At 60.4% G+C, this 15,340-nt stretch carries 10 protein-coding genes and 3 tRNA genes; 12 read left to right on the top strand and 1 reads right to left on the bottom strand.

The window, feature by feature from the left end; translation table 11 throughout:
- Window positions 1–52: 52 nt before the first annotated feature.
- From ACZ0AV_RS02605 to ACZ0AV_RS02595, 3 genes are all read left to right on the top strand, one after another.
- Complete coding sequence (locus ACZ0AV_RS02605; RefSeq protein ID WP_499149594.1) at window positions 53–1,732, top strand: glutamine--tRNA ligase/YqeY domain fusion protein; 1,680 nt, start codon at window positions 53–55, stop codon at window positions 1,730–1,732.
- The gene (cysS, locus tag ACZ0AV_RS02600) at window positions 1,733–3,118 is read left to right on the top strand and encodes a cysteine--tRNA ligase (RefSeq protein ID WP_499149593.1); all 1,386 of its coding nucleotides are present in this window, start codon (window positions 1,733–1,735) and stop codon (window positions 3,116–3,118) included.
- Window positions 3,119–3,197: 79 nt separating this feature from the next.
- Window positions 3,198–5,123 carry a UvrD-helicase domain-containing protein gene (locus ACZ0AV_RS02595; protein ID WP_499149592.1) on the top strand — a complete coding sequence of 642 codons (1,926 nt, stop codon included), beginning with the start codon at window positions 3,198–3,200 and terminating at the stop codon, window positions 5,121–5,123.
- A gap of 40 nt (window positions 5,124–5,163) precedes the next feature.
- Here the strand turns inward: ACZ0AV_RS02595 and folD are convergent, their stop codons facing one another.
- Window positions 5,164–6,018: a bifunctional methylenetetrahydrofolate dehydrogenase/methenyltetrahydrofolate cyclohydrolase FolD gene (gene folD / locus ACZ0AV_RS02590; protein WP_499149591.1), complete on the bottom strand. Its 855-nt coding sequence runs from the start codon at window positions 6,016–6,018 to the stop codon at window positions 5,164–5,166.
- Window positions 6,019–6,285: 267 nt separating this feature from the next.
- Between folD and ACZ0AV_RS02585 the strand changes: the two genes are divergently transcribed.
- The 9 genes from ACZ0AV_RS02585 to ACZ0AV_RS02545 all read left to right on the top strand — a co-directional run bounded on the left by ACZ0AV_RS02585 (window position 6,286) and on the right by ACZ0AV_RS02545 (window position 15,217).
- Window positions 6,286–6,362: transfer RNA gene (locus ACZ0AV_RS02585), tRNA-Arg, on the top strand.
- Between the two features lie 38 nt (window positions 6,363–6,400).
- Window positions 6,401–6,476, top strand: a tRNA-His gene (locus ACZ0AV_RS02580).
- Window positions 6,477–6,538: 62 nt separating this feature from the next.
- Window positions 6,539–6,623: transfer RNA gene (locus ACZ0AV_RS02575), tRNA-Leu, on the top strand.
- Between the two features lie 126 nt (window positions 6,624–6,749).
- Entirely contained in the window at window positions 6,750–8,060 is a 1,311-nt protein-coding gene (gene tig / locus ACZ0AV_RS02570; protein WP_499149590.1) for a trigger factor, read from the top strand.
- 94 nt (window positions 8,061–8,154) lie between these two features.
- Window positions 8,155–8,796: an ATP-dependent Clp endopeptidase proteolytic subunit ClpP gene (gene clpP, locus ACZ0AV_RS02565; protein WP_070887516.1), complete on the top strand. Its 642-nt coding sequence runs from the start codon at window positions 8,155–8,157 to the stop codon at window positions 8,794–8,796.
- 109 nt (window positions 8,797–8,905) lie between these two features.
- A complete protein-coding gene (gene clpX / locus ACZ0AV_RS02560) occupies window positions 8,906–10,186 on the top strand; it encodes an ATP-dependent Clp protease ATP-binding subunit ClpX (RefSeq protein WP_499149589.1) in 1,281 nt (426 codons plus the stop codon).
- 149 nt (window positions 10,187–10,335) lie between these two features.
- Window positions 10,336–12,732: an endopeptidase La gene (gene lon / locus ACZ0AV_RS02555; protein ID WP_499149588.1), complete on the top strand. Its 2,397-nt coding sequence runs from the start codon at window positions 10,336–10,338 to the stop codon at window positions 12,730–12,732.
- Between the two features lie 134 nt (window positions 12,733–12,866).
- Window positions 12,867–13,139, top strand: coding sequence for a nucleoid-associated protein HU-beta (hupB, locus tag ACZ0AV_RS02550; protein WP_003239952.1), 273 nt, complete (start codon window positions 12,867–12,869; stop codon window positions 13,137–13,139).
- Window positions 13,140–13,357: 218 nt separating this feature from the next.
- A complete protein-coding gene (locus ACZ0AV_RS02545; RefSeq protein ID WP_499149587.1) occupies window positions 13,358–15,217 on the top strand; it encodes a SurA N-terminal domain-containing protein in 1,860 nt (619 codons plus the stop codon).
- Window positions 15,218–15,340 lie beyond the last annotated feature (123 nt).

Genomic DNA, 15,340 nt, shown 5'->3' with positions numbered 1-15,340 from the left:
TTTGTTTTAGTCGGCCTACCCTGTGCCGCAATCCGCACGCGCTAAGGACACCATGAGCAAGCCCACCGTCGAAAAAGCCGCCAACTTCCTGCGTCCCCTCGTTCAGGCTGACCTGGACGCTGGCAAGCACGCCAAGATCATCACCCGGTTCCCGCCGGAGCCCAACGGCTATCTGCATATTGGCCACGCCAAGTCGATCTGCCTGAACTTCGGCCTGGCCCAGGAATTCGGTGGCGAGTGCAACCTGCGTTTCGACGACACCAACCCGGCCAAGGAAGACCAGGAATACATCGATGCCATCAAGGCCGATGTCGAGTGGCTCGGCTTCAAATGGGCTGGCGAGGAGCGTTACGCCTCCAATTACTTCGACCAACTGCATGATTGGGCCGTCGAGCTGATCAAGGCTGGCAAGGCCTATGTCGACGACCTGTCGCCAGACGAAGCCCGCGAATACCGTGGCACCCTGAATACCCCCGGCAAGGACAGCCCGTACCGAGAGCGCAGTGTCGAAGAGAACCTCGAGCTGTTTGCGCGCATGAAGGCGGGTGAGTTCCCGGATGGCGCTCGCGCGCTGCGCGCCAAGATCGACATGGCCTCGCGCAACATGAACCTGCGTGACCCGATCCTCTATCGCATCCGCCATGCTCATCACCATCAGACCGGTGACAAGTGGTGCATCTACCCGAGCTACGACTTCACCCACGGTCAGTCGGATGCCATCGAAGGCGTGACCCACTCCATCTGCACCCTGGAGTTCGAGGACCATCGCCCGCTATACGAATGGTTCCTGGCCAACCTGCCGGTACCGGCGCAGCCGCGTCAGTACGAGTTCGCCCGCCTGAACCTGAACTACACCATCACCAGCAAGCGCAAGCTCAAGCAACTGGTCGACGAGAAGCACGTCAATGGCTGGGATGACCCGCGCATGTCGACCCTGTCGGGCTACCGTCGCCGCGGCTACACGCCAGCTTCGATCCGTACCTTCTGCGACATGATCGGCGTCAACCGCGCTGGCGGCCTGGTGGATATCGGCATGCTGGAATTCGCGATTCGTGAGGATCTGGACGCCAACGCCTCGCGTGCCATGTGCGTGCTCAAACCGCTCAAGGTGGTGATCACCAACTACCCGGAAGGCAAGGTCGAGAACCTGGAGCTGGCACGCCATCCCAAGCAGGACATCGGCACCCGCGTGCTGCCGTTCAGCCGCGAGATCTACATCGATGCTGGCGATTTCGAAGAAACCCCGCCGGACGGTTTCAAGCGCCTGATCCCGGGCGGCGAAGCGCGCCTGCGCGGCAGCTACGTGATCCGTGCCGACGAGGCGATCAAGGATGCCGCCGGCAATATCGTCGAGCTGCGCTGCTCCTATGACGAGAACACCCTGGGCAAGAATCCCGAAGGCCGCAAGGTCAAAGGTGTAATCCACTGGGTGCCGGCGGCCGAAAGCGTTGAATGCGAAGTGCGCCTGTACGACCGCCTGTTCCGTTCGGCCAACCCGGAGAAGGCCGGTGATGAGGGCGAGCAGGGCGGCAGTTTCCTCGACAACATCAACCCGGATTCGCTGGTGGTGCTCAAAGGTTGCCGCGCCGAGCCGTCGCTGGCCCAGGCTGCTGCCGAAGATCGCTTCCAGTTCGAGCGCGAAGGCTACTTCTGCCTGGACGCCAAGGATTCCAAGCCGGACGCGCTGGTCTTCAATCGTACCGTCACCCTGCGCGATTCCTGGGGGCAGTAAATGGCACTGAGCATTTACAACACCCTGAGCAAGGTCAAAGAACCGTTCAAGCCGCTGGTTGGTAATCACGTGCGCATGTACGTGTGCGGGATGACCGTCTATGACTTCTGCCACCTGGGCCACGGTCGCAGCATGGTCGCCTTCGACGTGGTAACACGCTGGCTGCGCCATAGCGGTTACGACCTGACCTATGTGCGCAACATCACCGACATCGACGACAAGATCATCAATCGCGCCAACGAAAACGGCGAGGCCTTTGAGGCGCTCACCGAGCGAATGATCAGTGCGATGCACGAAGACGAAGCGCGGCTGAACATCCTCAAGCCTGATCAGGAGCCGCGCGCCACCGATCATATCGCCGGCATGCACGCGATGATCCAGGCCCTGATCGACAAGGGGTACGCCTACGCACCGGGCAACGGCGACGTGTACTACCGTGTCGGCAAGTTCGAAGGTTATGGCAAGCTGTCGCGCCGCCGTGTGGAAGATCTGCGTATTGGTGCGCGCATCGAGCCGGGCGAATCCAAACAGGATCCGCTTGATTTCGTTCTTTGGAAGGCAGCCAAGCCGGGCGAGCCGAGCTGGTCATCGCCTTGGGGCGACGGTCGTCCGGGCTGGCACATCGAGTGCTCGGTGATGTCCACCTGCTGCCTTGGTGAGTCGTTCGACATTCATGGCGGCGGTAACGACCTCGAGTTTCCGCACCATGAGAACGAGATTGCCCAGAGCGAGGCTGCCACTGGCAAGCCTTACGCCAACTCCTGGCTGCACTGCGGGATGATCACTATCAATGGCGAGAAGATGTCCAAGTCGTTGGGCAACTTCTTCACCATTCGTGAGGTGTTGGAGAAGTATCATCCGGAAGTAGTGCGCTACCTGCTGATCGCCAGTCACTACCGCAGCCCGATCAACTATTCCGAAGACAACCTGCGCGAGTCCAAGGCGGCCCTGGAGCGCTTCTACAATGCGCTTAAAGGGTTGCCAGAGGCCGCCCCGGCTGGTGGCGAAAGCTATGTCGAGCGCTTCAGTACGGCGATGAACGACGATTTCAATACCGCCGGTGCCTGCTCGGTGATGTTCGAGTTGGCGCGTGAGGTCAATCGCCTGCGAGACAGCGACCTGCAAACTGCCGCTGCGCTGGGCGCACGCCTCAAGGAACTGGGAGGCTTGCTCGGTGTGCTGCAGCTGGAGCCGGATGCATTCCTCAAGGCGGGCGCGGAAGGCAAGGTCGATGCCGCTGAAGTGGAAGCGCTGATCGCCGCTCGCCTGCAGGCGCGTGCCGATAAAAATTGGGCGGAATCCGACCGCATCCGTGATCAGATCACCGCTCTGGGTGTGGTGCTTGAGGATGGCAAAGGTGGCACCACCTGGCGACTCGCCGAGTAAGCGAGCGTCGCAACGAAAAGGCCGCTGATGCGGCCTTTTCGTTTCCAGAAGCCTGCATCCAATTCGCTACGGAAAAACCATGCTGACGCGCTACAAACTTCTACTTTCCACCACGCTGGCCCGTTACTTCCCCCGCACCGCAGCCTATCTGGAGGCCGAAAAGCACGCCGCTGCCGAGCGACTGAAGTCTGCCGCCAAAACCAGGGGCAAGCCTGCAGCCAAGAAGAAACCGGCACCCAAACGCGCAGGGAAGGGCGCAAGCTCCGCAACAAAAAAGCCCGCTAGGCGCCCGAGCGCCGGTATCTACTCGGCGACACCCATGAAAATCAGCGTTGCCCAGGAGCAGGCCATGCGTGACACCGTTGCGCGAGCCGTGGCGGCTGGCGTGGTCGGTGCGCCTTCCGACGAGCAGTGGGCGATGATTCTCGGTCGCCAGCCGCTGACGCGCATCTTTGCCGGTGCAGGATCGGGCAAGTCGACGACGCTGGTGCTGCGTGTGGTCTTCATGCTCTGTCACCTGAATATCGAGCCCGAACGGTTGACGGTGATTTCCTTTACCAATGCATCCTGCGTCGAGCTGCGTGAGCGGCTGTCGAAGATGCTGGCGTTCTGGCAGTTGCCCGTCGACGAGCGTGCGGTACAGCAGTGCGTGCGTACTTTTCACTCCGCCATGGGCGTGCTGGCGCGTCGGGCGTTGGGCGACCCGGGCTGGTTCGAGCAGCTTGGTGATCGACAGGCCTCGTCCAGCGAACCCGATAATCCCTTTGCTGGTGGCCGTCTCGGGGTGGCACAGGGGCGTTTGCTGAAAGAGGTGTACCAGGTTTGCTACGCCGATGATCCGGCGTTTCGCTCGCAGGTCCACGGACTGCTGGGTTCGCCCGCGCCGGATGATCAGAAGCCCTTGCCCAAAGCGCCAATGCAGCCATTCAGGCTGGCTGGCGAGCTGCATGCCGCGCCGTTGTTCGAGGTGCTCTACGGCCAGGCAGGCTTTATCGAGAGCATCGGCCTTCGCATCGACCACTTGGCAGTGGCCGCGGTGCCTTGTTCGGATCAGGAAGGCCTTTTTCTTCTTGCCTTGCAGGCTTTCTGGCGTGCATTGCAGCAGCGTCTTGGCGAGCAAGGCCTGATGACCTTCAATGGCGCTTTTCAGCAACTGACGCAGATGCTCGATGAAGGCGATGGGCGGCTACCCGCCGAGGCGCTGGCGAACTTTTCCCATCTGTTGATCGACGAATTTCAAGATGTCTCACCGCAGATCGTGCAATGGCTGCAGGCAGTGCATCGGCGCCTGGTTGGCGCGGCAACGGCGGTGAGCCTGATGGCCATCGGTGATGACTGGCAGTCGATCTACGGTTGGCGCGGCAGTTCGCCGGAGTTGTTCATGACCTTCGACCGGCACTTCCCGAGCAAAGGCAAGGGCAAGAGTGCTGTGCTGATACTGCAGGCGAATTACCGGTCGATCGAGCCGGTGATTCGCGACGCCGAGTCGATTCTGCGCGAGGTTGCCGTCAAGCAGAACAAATCCACCCAGGCGATCAGGGCCGTGCCGCCCGGCGGGCATGGGGTACAGCTGGTTACGCCATTCGATCCGGCTCGGCAGATGCCCGATCTGTTGAATGAAATCGCCGCCCAGTGTGAATACGCCAGCTCCATCGACTCCATGGAGCGAACTGCAGTGCTGCTACTGGGTCGGCGTAACGAGACCCTCAAGGACGTGCAGGCCGGGCTTGATCGCAAGCTCCCGGTAAAGGCCTACACCATCCATCGTGCGAAGGGCCTGCAGGCCGAGGTGGCGATCATCATCGACGACTGCCTGCCGGCCACGCCGCATCCACTGCGCAATGCCCTGTACGCGCACTGTGGTTTCTTCGCCAACAGCTACGATCAGGCGATGGCCGATGAGAGCCTGCGGCTGGGGTACGTGGCGGTGACTCGCGGCGTCAGCCGGGTTCTGTGGTTCGTGCGCAAGCCACAGGGCGCCACGCGTCTTTTTGCGCTGAAATGAAAACGGCGCCTCCAGGGCGCCGTCTTTTCAGCGAGGGCCGTCAGGCGTGCAGATGTTCCGCGGCATGCAGGGTGTTTTCCAGCAGGCAGGCGCGGGTCATCGGGCCAACGCCGCCAGGTACCGGGGTGATCCAGCCGGCACGGGGCAGGGCAGTTTCGTACACCACGTCGCCAATCAGCTTGCCATCCGTCTGACGGTTGATGCCCACGTCGATGACGATGGCGCCTTCCTTGATCCACTCGCCCTTGACCAGGCCCGGCTTGCCGGCCGCCACGACGACGATATCGGCCTGGGCGACGTGGCCGGCGAGGTCCTTGGTGAAGCGGTGGGTGACCGTCACGGTGCAGCCCCCGAGCAGCAGTTCCATGGCCATCGGCCGGCCGACGATATTCGACGCGCCAACCACCACGGCGTGCAGGCCGTAGAGGTCCTGGCCGGTGCTGGCCAGCAGCGTCATGATGCCCTTGGGCGTGCAGGGCCGCAGCAGCGGCATGCGTTGCGCCAGGCGGCCGATATTGTAGGGGTGGAAGCCGTCGACGTCCTTGTCCGGCCGGATGCGCTCCAGCAACAGCGATGAGTCAAGGTGTGCCGGCAGGGGTAGCTGCACCAGGATACCGTCGATGCTGGTGTCTTCATTGAGCGAGTCGATCAGATTGAGCAGCTCGTCCTGGCTGGTTTCGGCACCGAGGTCGTAAGCGCGGGACACAAAGCCGACTTCCTCGCAATCCTTGCGCTTGTGCGCTACATAAACCTGAGAGGCGGGATCGCTGCCGACCAGGATCACTGCCAGGCCGGGCGCGCGCAGCCCCTGCTGGCGTCGTTCGGCGACGCGCTGGGCGATCTGCTGGCGGATATTGGCGGCAATCGCTTTGCCATCTATCAGTTGTGCGGTCATTGCGCTTGGTTAACCATCGAAAGGGATAAAAAAGGACGCGCATTCTCGCATGGCATTAAGGAAGGGCAAAGGCGCCAGGCAGCAGATTTGGTGTAACTCCTTTATCTAGCTGAATTTTTTTAAATTCGGGTGTTGACGACGTCAGGGTGCCTCTATAAGATGCGCACCACTTGGCGAGCACAGCAAGTGACAGGGTAAAGCGGCGACGGCAGCAACGAAAGTAGCCGCTCCAGCCGAAGCTTGAAGTCTGCTCTGGTGGATGGATAAGTGCCCGTAGCTCAGCTGGATAGAGCATCCGCCTTCTAAGCGGATGGTCGCAGGTTCGAGTCCTGCCGGGTGCGCCACTAGGTGAGTCGGCACAAGTAAGCGGTAAAGCGATATGGTGGGCGTAGCTCAGTTGGTAGAGCACAGGATTGTGGCTCCTGGTGTCGAGGGTTCGATCCCCTTCGTCCACCCCATATTCTGAAAGCGCCAGGCCCTAAAAGCCTGGCGTTTTTGTTTGTAAAAAATGTATTACCACGCGGACGTGGTGGAATTGGTAGACACACTGGATTTAGGTTCCAGCGCCGCAAGGCGTGAGAGTTCGAGTCTCTCCGTCCGCACCATCTTTAGCGCCCCTCCCGTTTGCCACCTGCATCTAGGGTGACTTCTGCAACACCTCCCTCTAGAATGCATGCCCTTGAATGGGGTCGGTAAACGGCCGGCATACGTCTGTGCAACGAGGAATATCCATGCAAGTTTCTGTTGAAAGCACTTCCGCTCTCGAGCGCCGCATGAGCATTACTGTGCCGGCCGAGCGTATCGAGACTCAGGTCAACAAGCGTCTGCAGCAGACTGCCCAGAAAGCCAAGATCCCTGGTTTCCGTCCAGGCAAGGTGCCAATGAGCGTGATCCGTCAGCGTTTTGAAGCTGATGCGCGCCAGGAAGCCGTGGGCGACGTGATCCAGTCCTCCTTCTACGAGGCGATCGCCGAGCAGAAGCTCGCGCCTGCCGGTCAGCCGTCGGTCGAGCCGAAAGTGCTGGAGAAGGGCAAGGACCTGGAATTCATCGCGACCTTCGAAGTGTTCCCGGAAATCACCATCAGCGGCCTCGAGGGCATTGCCATCGAACGTCAGCAGGCTGAAGTGGCTGATTCCGACGTCGACAACATGCTGGAAATCCTGCGCAAGCAGAACACCCGTTTCGAAGCCGTTGAACGCGCTGCCGAAAAAGACGACCAGCTGAACATCGACTTCGTTGGCAAGATCGACGGCGAAGCCTTCGCTGGCGGCTCTGCCACCGGCACTCAGCTGGTGCTGGGCTCCGGTCGCATGATCCCGGGCTTCGAAGATGCCCTGATCGGTGCCAAGGCCGGTGAAGAGCGGGTGATCAACCCGACGTTCCCAGAGGATTACCAGAACCTCGACCTGGCCGGCAAGACCGCCGAATTCACCGTCAAGGTGAACAGCGTTTCCGCACCGCAGCTGCCGGAACTCAACGATGAGTTCTTCACCCTGTTCGGCATCAAGGAAGGCGGTATCGAAGGCTTCCGCGCCGAAGTGCGCAAGAACATGGAGCGCGAGCTGCGTCAGGCGATCAAATCCAAGATCAAGAACCAGGTGATGGAAGGCCTGCTGGCCGCCAACCCGGTCGAGGTGCCGAAGGCGCTGATCGGCAACGAAGTGAACAACCTGCGCGTGCAGGCCGTTCAGCAGTTCGGTGGCAACATCAAGCCTGACCAACTGCCGGCCGAACTGTTCGAAGAGCAGGCCAAGCGCCGTGTGTCCCTCGGCCTGATCGTTGCTGAAGTGGTCAAGCAGTTCGACCTCAAGCCAGACGACGCTCGCGTGCGTGAGCTGATCCAGGAAATGGCCTCGGCCTACCAGGAGCCGGAGCAGGTCGTGGCGTGGTACTACAAGAACGACCAGCAAATGAACGAAGTGCGTTCGGTTGTACTGGAAGAGCAAGTTGTAGATACTGTTTTGCAGAAGGCCAATGTGACTGACAAATCGGTCTCTTACGAAGAAGCAGTCAAGCCGGCAGAAGCTCCACAGGCCGCCTGATCTCTTCACCTCGTTCGAGAACACCATAAGCCAGCCTCAGCGCTGGCTTATGCGTATTCGAGTCATGACTTTTATTAGGGAGCGAATGCTGGAAATGTCGCACAATCCTTTCATGCAGCAAATGTCCGATATCCAGGCCGCAGGCGGTCTGGTACCCATGGTCGTCGAGCAGTCCGCACGTGGCGAGCGCGCTTACGACATCTATTCGCGCCTGTTGAAGGAGCGGGTGATCTTCCTGATCGGCCCGGTCGAAGACTACATGGCCAACCTGGTGGCTGCGCAGCTGCTGTTCCTTGAAGCCGAGAACCCGGACAAGGACATTCACCTGTACATCAACTCGCCGGGTGGTTCGGTGACTGCGGGCATGTCGATCTACGACACCATGCAGTTCATCAAACCCGACGTGTCGACCACCTGCATCGGTCAGGCCTGCAGCATGGGCGCGCTGTTGCTGGCTGGCGGCGCGGCAGGCAAGCGTTACTGCCTGCCGCATTCGCGGATGATGATTCACCAGCCGCTGGGCGGTTTCCAGGGCCAGGCCTCGGATATCGAGATTCATGCCAAGGAAATCCTCTTCATCCGTGAGCGTCTGAACCAGGTTCTGGCCAATCACACCGGCCAGCCGATTGAAGTGATTGCCCGTGACACCGACCGCGACCGTTTCATGAGCGGTGAGGAAGCTGTCAACTACGGCCTGATCGACAAGGTACACAGCCGTCGCGAACAAATCGGCTGATGAGCGAGGCGTGCTGGTCGACAATGGTCGGCCAGCCGCACATCGGGCTTGAAAATGCCCCGGTTTGGCTCCATCTTGTGTTTTAAGCCTACGGTATTGGATTGATCGAATGACTGACACCCGCAACGGCGAGGACAACGGCAAGCTGCTTTATTGCTCCTTCTGCGGCAAAAGCCAGCATGAAGTACGCAAATTGATTGCTGGCCCCTCGGTTTTTATCTGCGACGAGTGCGTCGACCTGTGCAATGACATCATCCGCGAGGAGGTGCAGGAAGCCCAGGCCGAGAGCAGCGCGCACAAACTGCCTGCTCCCAAGGAGATCAGCGCGATTCTCGATCAGTACGTGATCGGGCAAGAGCGTGCGAAGAAGATCCTGGCAGTCGCGGTCTACAACCATTACAAGCGCCTCAACCAGCGTGAGAAGAAGGATGACGTCGAGCTCGGCAAGAGCAACATCCTGCTCCTGGGGCCTACCGGCTCCGGCAAGACCCTGCTGGCTGAAACCCTGGCGCGCTTGCTGAATGTGCCTTTCACCATCGCCGATGCCACCACCCTGACCGAAGCAGGCTATGTGGGTGAGGACGTCGAGAACATCATTCAGAAGCTGTTGCAGAAATGCGATTACGATGTCGAGAAGGCCCAGATGGGCATCGTCTACATCGATGAAATCGACAAGATTTCCCGCAAGTCCGACAACCCGTCGATTACCCGTGACGTGTCGGGTGAGGGCGTGCAGCAGGCGCTGTTGAAGCTGATCGAAGGCACCGTGGCTTCCGTTCCGCCGCAGGGTGGCCGCAAGCATCCCCAGCAGGAGTTCCTGCAGGTCGATACACGCAACATCCTGTTCATTTGCGGGGGTGCCTTCGCCGGTATCGAGAAGGTCATCCAGGGGCGTTCCACCAAAGGTGGTATCGGCTTTAGTGCCGAGGTGCGCACCAAGGATGCCGACAAGAAGATCGGCGAGTCGCTTCGCGAAATCGAGCCGGACGATTTGGTCAAGTTCGGCCTGATTCCCGAGTTCGTTGGCCGTTTGCCGGTCATCGCCACGCTGGAGGAACTCGACGAGGCTGCGCTGGTACAGATTCTCACCGAGCCCAAGAACGCGCTGACCAAGCAATACGGCAAGCTGTTCGAGATGGAAGGGGTGGACCTCGAATTCCGTCCCGACGCACTCAAGGCCGTTGCGCTCAAGGCTCTGGAGCGCAAGACCGGCGCCCGTGGTCTACGCTCGATCCTGGAAGGTGTGTTGCTCGACACCATGTATGACATTCCGTCGCAATCGGACGTCAGCAAGGTAGTCATCGACGAGAGCGTCATCGCTGGCACCTCCAAGCCGCTGTTGATCTACGAGAACAGCGAGCCGCCTGCCAAGGCTGCGCCCGACGCGTAATGCGTTTGTCACATGTTGAAAGCAAGGGGCCTGCGGGCCCCTTTGCTTTTGCCGATCGCAGTGCTTGTTTTTTCCCGGGCCTGCCCCCATCTTAGGGTCAAGGGTACTCCCACCGTTTACGGCCGCAAGGCCGCCGTAGAGCCTAAATCATGAAGACAACCATCGAATTGCCTCTCCTGCCTTTGCGCGATGTCGTGGTCTATCCGCACATGGTCATCCCGCTTTTCGTAGGCCGCGAGAAATCCATCGAAGCGCTCGAAGCGGCGATGAATGGGGAAAAGCAGATCCTCCTGCTGGCCCAGAAGAATCCCGCTGACGATGAACCGAGTGAAGAAGGGCTCTATCGAGTCGGCACCGTTGCAACGGTGCTGCAACTGCTCAAATTGCCCGATGGCACCGTCAAGGTGCTGGTCGAGGGCGAACAGCGCGGGGAAATCGAACAGTTCATCGAGGCCGATGGCTACAGCCGTGCCGAAGTCCAGCTGCTGGACGAGATCGACGCGCCGGAGCGTGAGGCCGAGGTATTCACTCGCAGCCTGCTGAGCCAGTTCGAGCAGTACGTGCAACTGGGCAAGAAGGTGCCTGCCGAGGTGCTGTCGTCGCTCAACAGCATCGACGAGCCGAGTCGCCTCGTCGATACCATGGCCGCCCACATGGTGCTGAAAATCGAGCAGAAGCAGGAGATCCTCGAGATCGTCGACCTGCCCACCCGCGTCGAACACGTGCTGGCCTTGCTGGACGCCGAAATCGACCTGCTCCAGGTCGAGAAGCGGATTCGCGGTCGCGTCAAGAAGCAGATGGAGCGCAGCCAGCGCGAGTACTACCTGAACGAGCAGATGAAGGCCATCCAGAAAGAGCTGGGCGATGGCGAGGAAGGCCACAACGAGCTCGACGAGCTCAAGCGCCGTATCGAGAATGCCGGGTTGACCAAGGAGGCCTACACCAAGGCCCAGGCCGAGCTGAACAAGCTCAAGCAGATGTCGCCCATGTCCGCCGAAGCCACCGTGGTGCGCTCCTACATCGACTGGCTGGTGAACGTGCCGTGGAAGGCGCAGAGCAAGGTGCGCCTGGATCTGGCTCGCGCTGAAAGCATTCTCGACGCCGACCACTATGGCCTCGAAGAGGTCAAGGAACGCATCCTCGAGTATCTCGCCGTGCAGAAGCGGGTGAAGAAGCTCAAGGGGCCGGTGCTCTGTCTGGTCGGCCCTCCTGGGGTCGGCAAGACCTCCCTGGCCGAGTCGATCGCCAGCGCCACCAACCGCAAGTTCGTGCGCATGGCCCTCGGCGGCGTGCGCGATGAGGCCGAGATCCGCGGTCATCGGCGCACCTACATCGGCTCGATGCCGGGTCGCCTGATTCAGAAAATGACCAAGGTCGGGGTGCGCAACCCACTGTTCCTGCTCGACGAGATCGACAAGATGGGCCAGGACATGCGCGGCGACCCGGCTTCGGCGCTGCTCGAGGTGCTCGATCCCGAGCAGAACCACAACTTCAACGATCATTACCTCGAAGTCGATTACGACCTGTCGGATGTGATGTTCCTGTGTACCGCCAACTCCATGAACATTCCGGCAGCCCTGCTGGACCGTATGGAAGTGATCCGTCTGCCAGGCTACACCGAAGACGAAAAGGTCAATATCGCCGTCAAGTATCTCGCGCCCAAACAGATTCAGGCCAATGGCCTGAAGAAAACCGAACTCGAGTTCGAGGAAGGGGCAATACGCGACATCATTCGTTACTACACCAGGGAAGCGGGTGTGCGTAGCCTGGAACGGCAGATCGCCAAGGTCTGCCGGCGGGCGGTCAAGCAGCACGCCAAGGAGAAACGCTTCCACGTGCTGGTGACCGCCGACTCGCTGGAGGACTTCCTGGGCGTGCGCAAGCACCGCTACGGCCTTGCCGAGCAGCAGGATCAGATCGGCCAGGTGACGGGGCTGGCATGGACCCAGGTGGGCGGCGAGTTGTTGACCATCGAGGCGGCCGTGGTGCCCGGCAAGGGCAACCTGATCAAGACCGGCTCGCTCGGCGACGTGATGGTCGAGTCCATCACGGCCGCGCAGACGGTAGTGCGCAGCCGTGCCAAGAGCCTGGGTGTGCCCCCCGATTTCTATGAAAAGCGCGACATTCATATCCATATGCCGGAGGGCGCGACACCCAAGGATGGCCCCAGTGCCGGCGTGGGCATGTGCACCGCGCTGGTGTCGGCGTTGACGCAGATTCCGGTGCGCGCCGACGTGGCCATGACCGGGGAAATCACCCTGCGTGGTCAGGTGCTGGCCATTGGTGGGTTGAAGGAAAAACTCCTCGCTGCACACCGTGGCGGCATCAAAACGGTGATCATTCCCCAGGAAAATGTCCGCGATCTCAAGGAGATTCCCGAGAACATCAAGCAGGACCTGCAGATTAAACCGGTTAAATGGATTGACGAGGTCCTGCAAATTGCGCTGCAATACGCCCCGGAGCCCTTGCCAGACGCGGCTCCGGAGTTGGTTGCAAAGGATGAAAAACGCGAGTCTGATTCCAAGGAGCGAATCAGCACGCATTAGCCGGGTGGCTTCCTTGACACAATTTTAGAGCCCTTGCTATAAAGCGGCTCTTACCGTGCCGGCAGCCATCCAGCACCCGATTCGCTTCCATTAAAATTAAGAAACAAACCCAACCGAAATTAAGGGGACTTAGAGTGAACAAGTCGGAACTGATCGATGCCATCGCCGCATCTGCTGATATCCCGAAAGCTGTAGCCGGCCGTGCGCTGGACGCAGTGATTGAATCCGTTACTGGCGCTCTGAAGGCTGGTGATTCCGTGGTACTGGTAGGTTTCGGTACTTTCGCTGTGAAAGAGCGCGCCGCTCGCACTGGCCGCAACCCACAGACTGGCAAGCCGATCAGCATCGCTGCTGCCAAGATTCCAGGTTTCAAAGCTGGTAAAGCACTGAAAGACGCCGTCAACTAAGCGTCTTCGGGCCTTTGCCCGCCGGGTCGGTTTACCCCGGCTCGGTTGTGGGGCGGCAATAGGACCACTGGGTCTGTCACGCCGGGGATTGTAGATGTGATGATCCCGATCCGCTTCGCACGTTACGAGAAGGCGCATCCCAGGATGCGCCTTTCTTCTATCCGGAATTTACCCACGCTGCGCGGCCATTTTTAGTACGTGGTCGTTCTGGGGGAAGCATGCTGCAAAATATCAGGGACAATTCACAGGGTTGGATTGCCAAGACCATTATCGGCCTGATCGTCGTTCTCATGGCGCTCACGGGCGTCGACGCCATCATTACCGGCACCAGCAACAGCCAGAATGCTGCCGAGGTGAATGGTGAGGCGATCAGCCAGAACGAACTCAATCAAGCTGTGGAGATGCAGCGTCGCCAGCTGTTGCAGCAGCTCGGTCAGGAATTCGACCCCGCGCTGCTGGACGAGAATCTGCTGCGTGATGCCTCGCTGAAAGGCTTGATCGAACGTTCTCTGCTGCTGCAGGGCGCCGCCGATGCCAAGTTCGCGTTTTCCCAGCCTGCGCTCGACCAGGTCATCGTGCAGACGCCCGAGTTCCAGGTGGATGGCCGTTTCAATACGGAGCGTTTCGACCAGGTGATTCGCCAGCTGGGCTACACCCGCATGCAGTTTCGCCAGATGCTCGAGCAGGAGATGCTGATCGGTCAGCTGCGCGCAGGCCTGTCCGGCAGCGGCTTCGTCACTGACGAAGAAGTGGCGGCCTTTGCTCGCCTCGAAAAGCAGACCCGCGATTTCGCCACCCGCACCCTCAAGGTGGATGCCGGTTCGGTGCAGGTCAGCGATGACGACGTCAAAGCCTACTATGATGCGCAGCAGTCCCAGTTCATGAGCCCCGAGCAGGTGGTGATCGACTACGTCGAATTGAAGAAGGATGCGTTCTTCTCCGAGATCACCATCAGCGACGACGAGCTGAAGGCCGCCTACGAGTCTGAAGTCGCCAACCTGGCCGAGCAGCGTCAGGCTGCCCACATTCTCATCGAAGTCGGCGGTGACGTCAGCGACGAGCAGGCCAAGGCGAAGATCGACGAGGTGCAGAAACGCCTCCAGCAGGGCGAAGATTTCGCCGCGCTGGCCAAGGAGTTCTCTCAGGATCCAGGTTCCGCCAGTGAAGGTGGAGACCTCGGCTATGCTGGCAAGGGCGTCTACGATCCGGCCTTCGAAGACGCGCTGTACGCACTCGACAAGGACCAGGTATCGGCACCGGTGCGCAGCGAATTCGGCTGGCACCTGATCAAACTGCTCGGTGTGCAGGCGCCGGACGTCCCGACACTGGCCAGCATGAAGGACAAGCTCGAAGCCGACCTCAAGGCGCAGCGTGTCGAGCAGCGTTTCGTCGAGGCGACCAAGCAGCTGGAAGATTCGGCGTTCGAGTCCGCGGACCTGGCTCAGCCAGCTCAGGAGCTGGGCTTGAAAGTGCAAACCAGCAAGCCGTTCGGTCGTCAGGGCGGTGAAGGCCTCACTGGCAATCGTCAGGTCCTGCAGGCGGCCTTCAGCCAGGAAGTGCTGGAAGATGGCAGCAACAGCGGTGCCATCGAGCTCGATCCGAGCACGCTGGTGGTCATCCGTGTCAAGGAGCACCTCAAGCCGCAGCAGCTGACGCTTGAGCAGGTGAGCGAGAGCATTCGTACCCAACTCACTCAGACCCGTGCCAGCGAGGCGACCAAGGCCGCAGGCGAGGCGCTGGTGGCCGAACTGCGCGACGGCAAGGCGCAGGCCGAGGGTGGCGACTGGCAGGTGGTTGAGGCGGCGACGCGTAACCAGGAAGGTGTCGACCCAGCGGTTCTGCAGGCGGTGTTCCGCATGCCGAAACCGAGCGGCGAAACCTCCGAGTTCAGCGGTGTGACGCTGGGCAATGGTGATTTCGTGGCCATCCGCCTCAAGGGCGTCAGCGAGCCGGAGGCCGCCCTGAGCGATGAGGAAAAGGCCATGTACCGCCGTTTCCTCGCATCACGCAGCGGCCAGCAGGACTTTGCAGCGTTCCGCAAGCAGCTGGAGAGCAAGGCCGATATCGAGCGTTTCTAAGCTCGACGGTTTTGCCTGAATGAACAAAGGCCCCGATTATTCGGGGCCTTTGCGTTTCTGCGGTGTGCGGCGTTCACATGGCGATGCCGATGAAAAGGCGCTGCTTCACGAGAAGGCAGGGCC

The organism is Pseudomonas sp. AC532 (assembly GCF_979258965.1).
The sequence above is the reverse complement of the archived record's forward strand: the minus strand, read 5'-3'. Positions and strand labels throughout refer to the sequence as shown.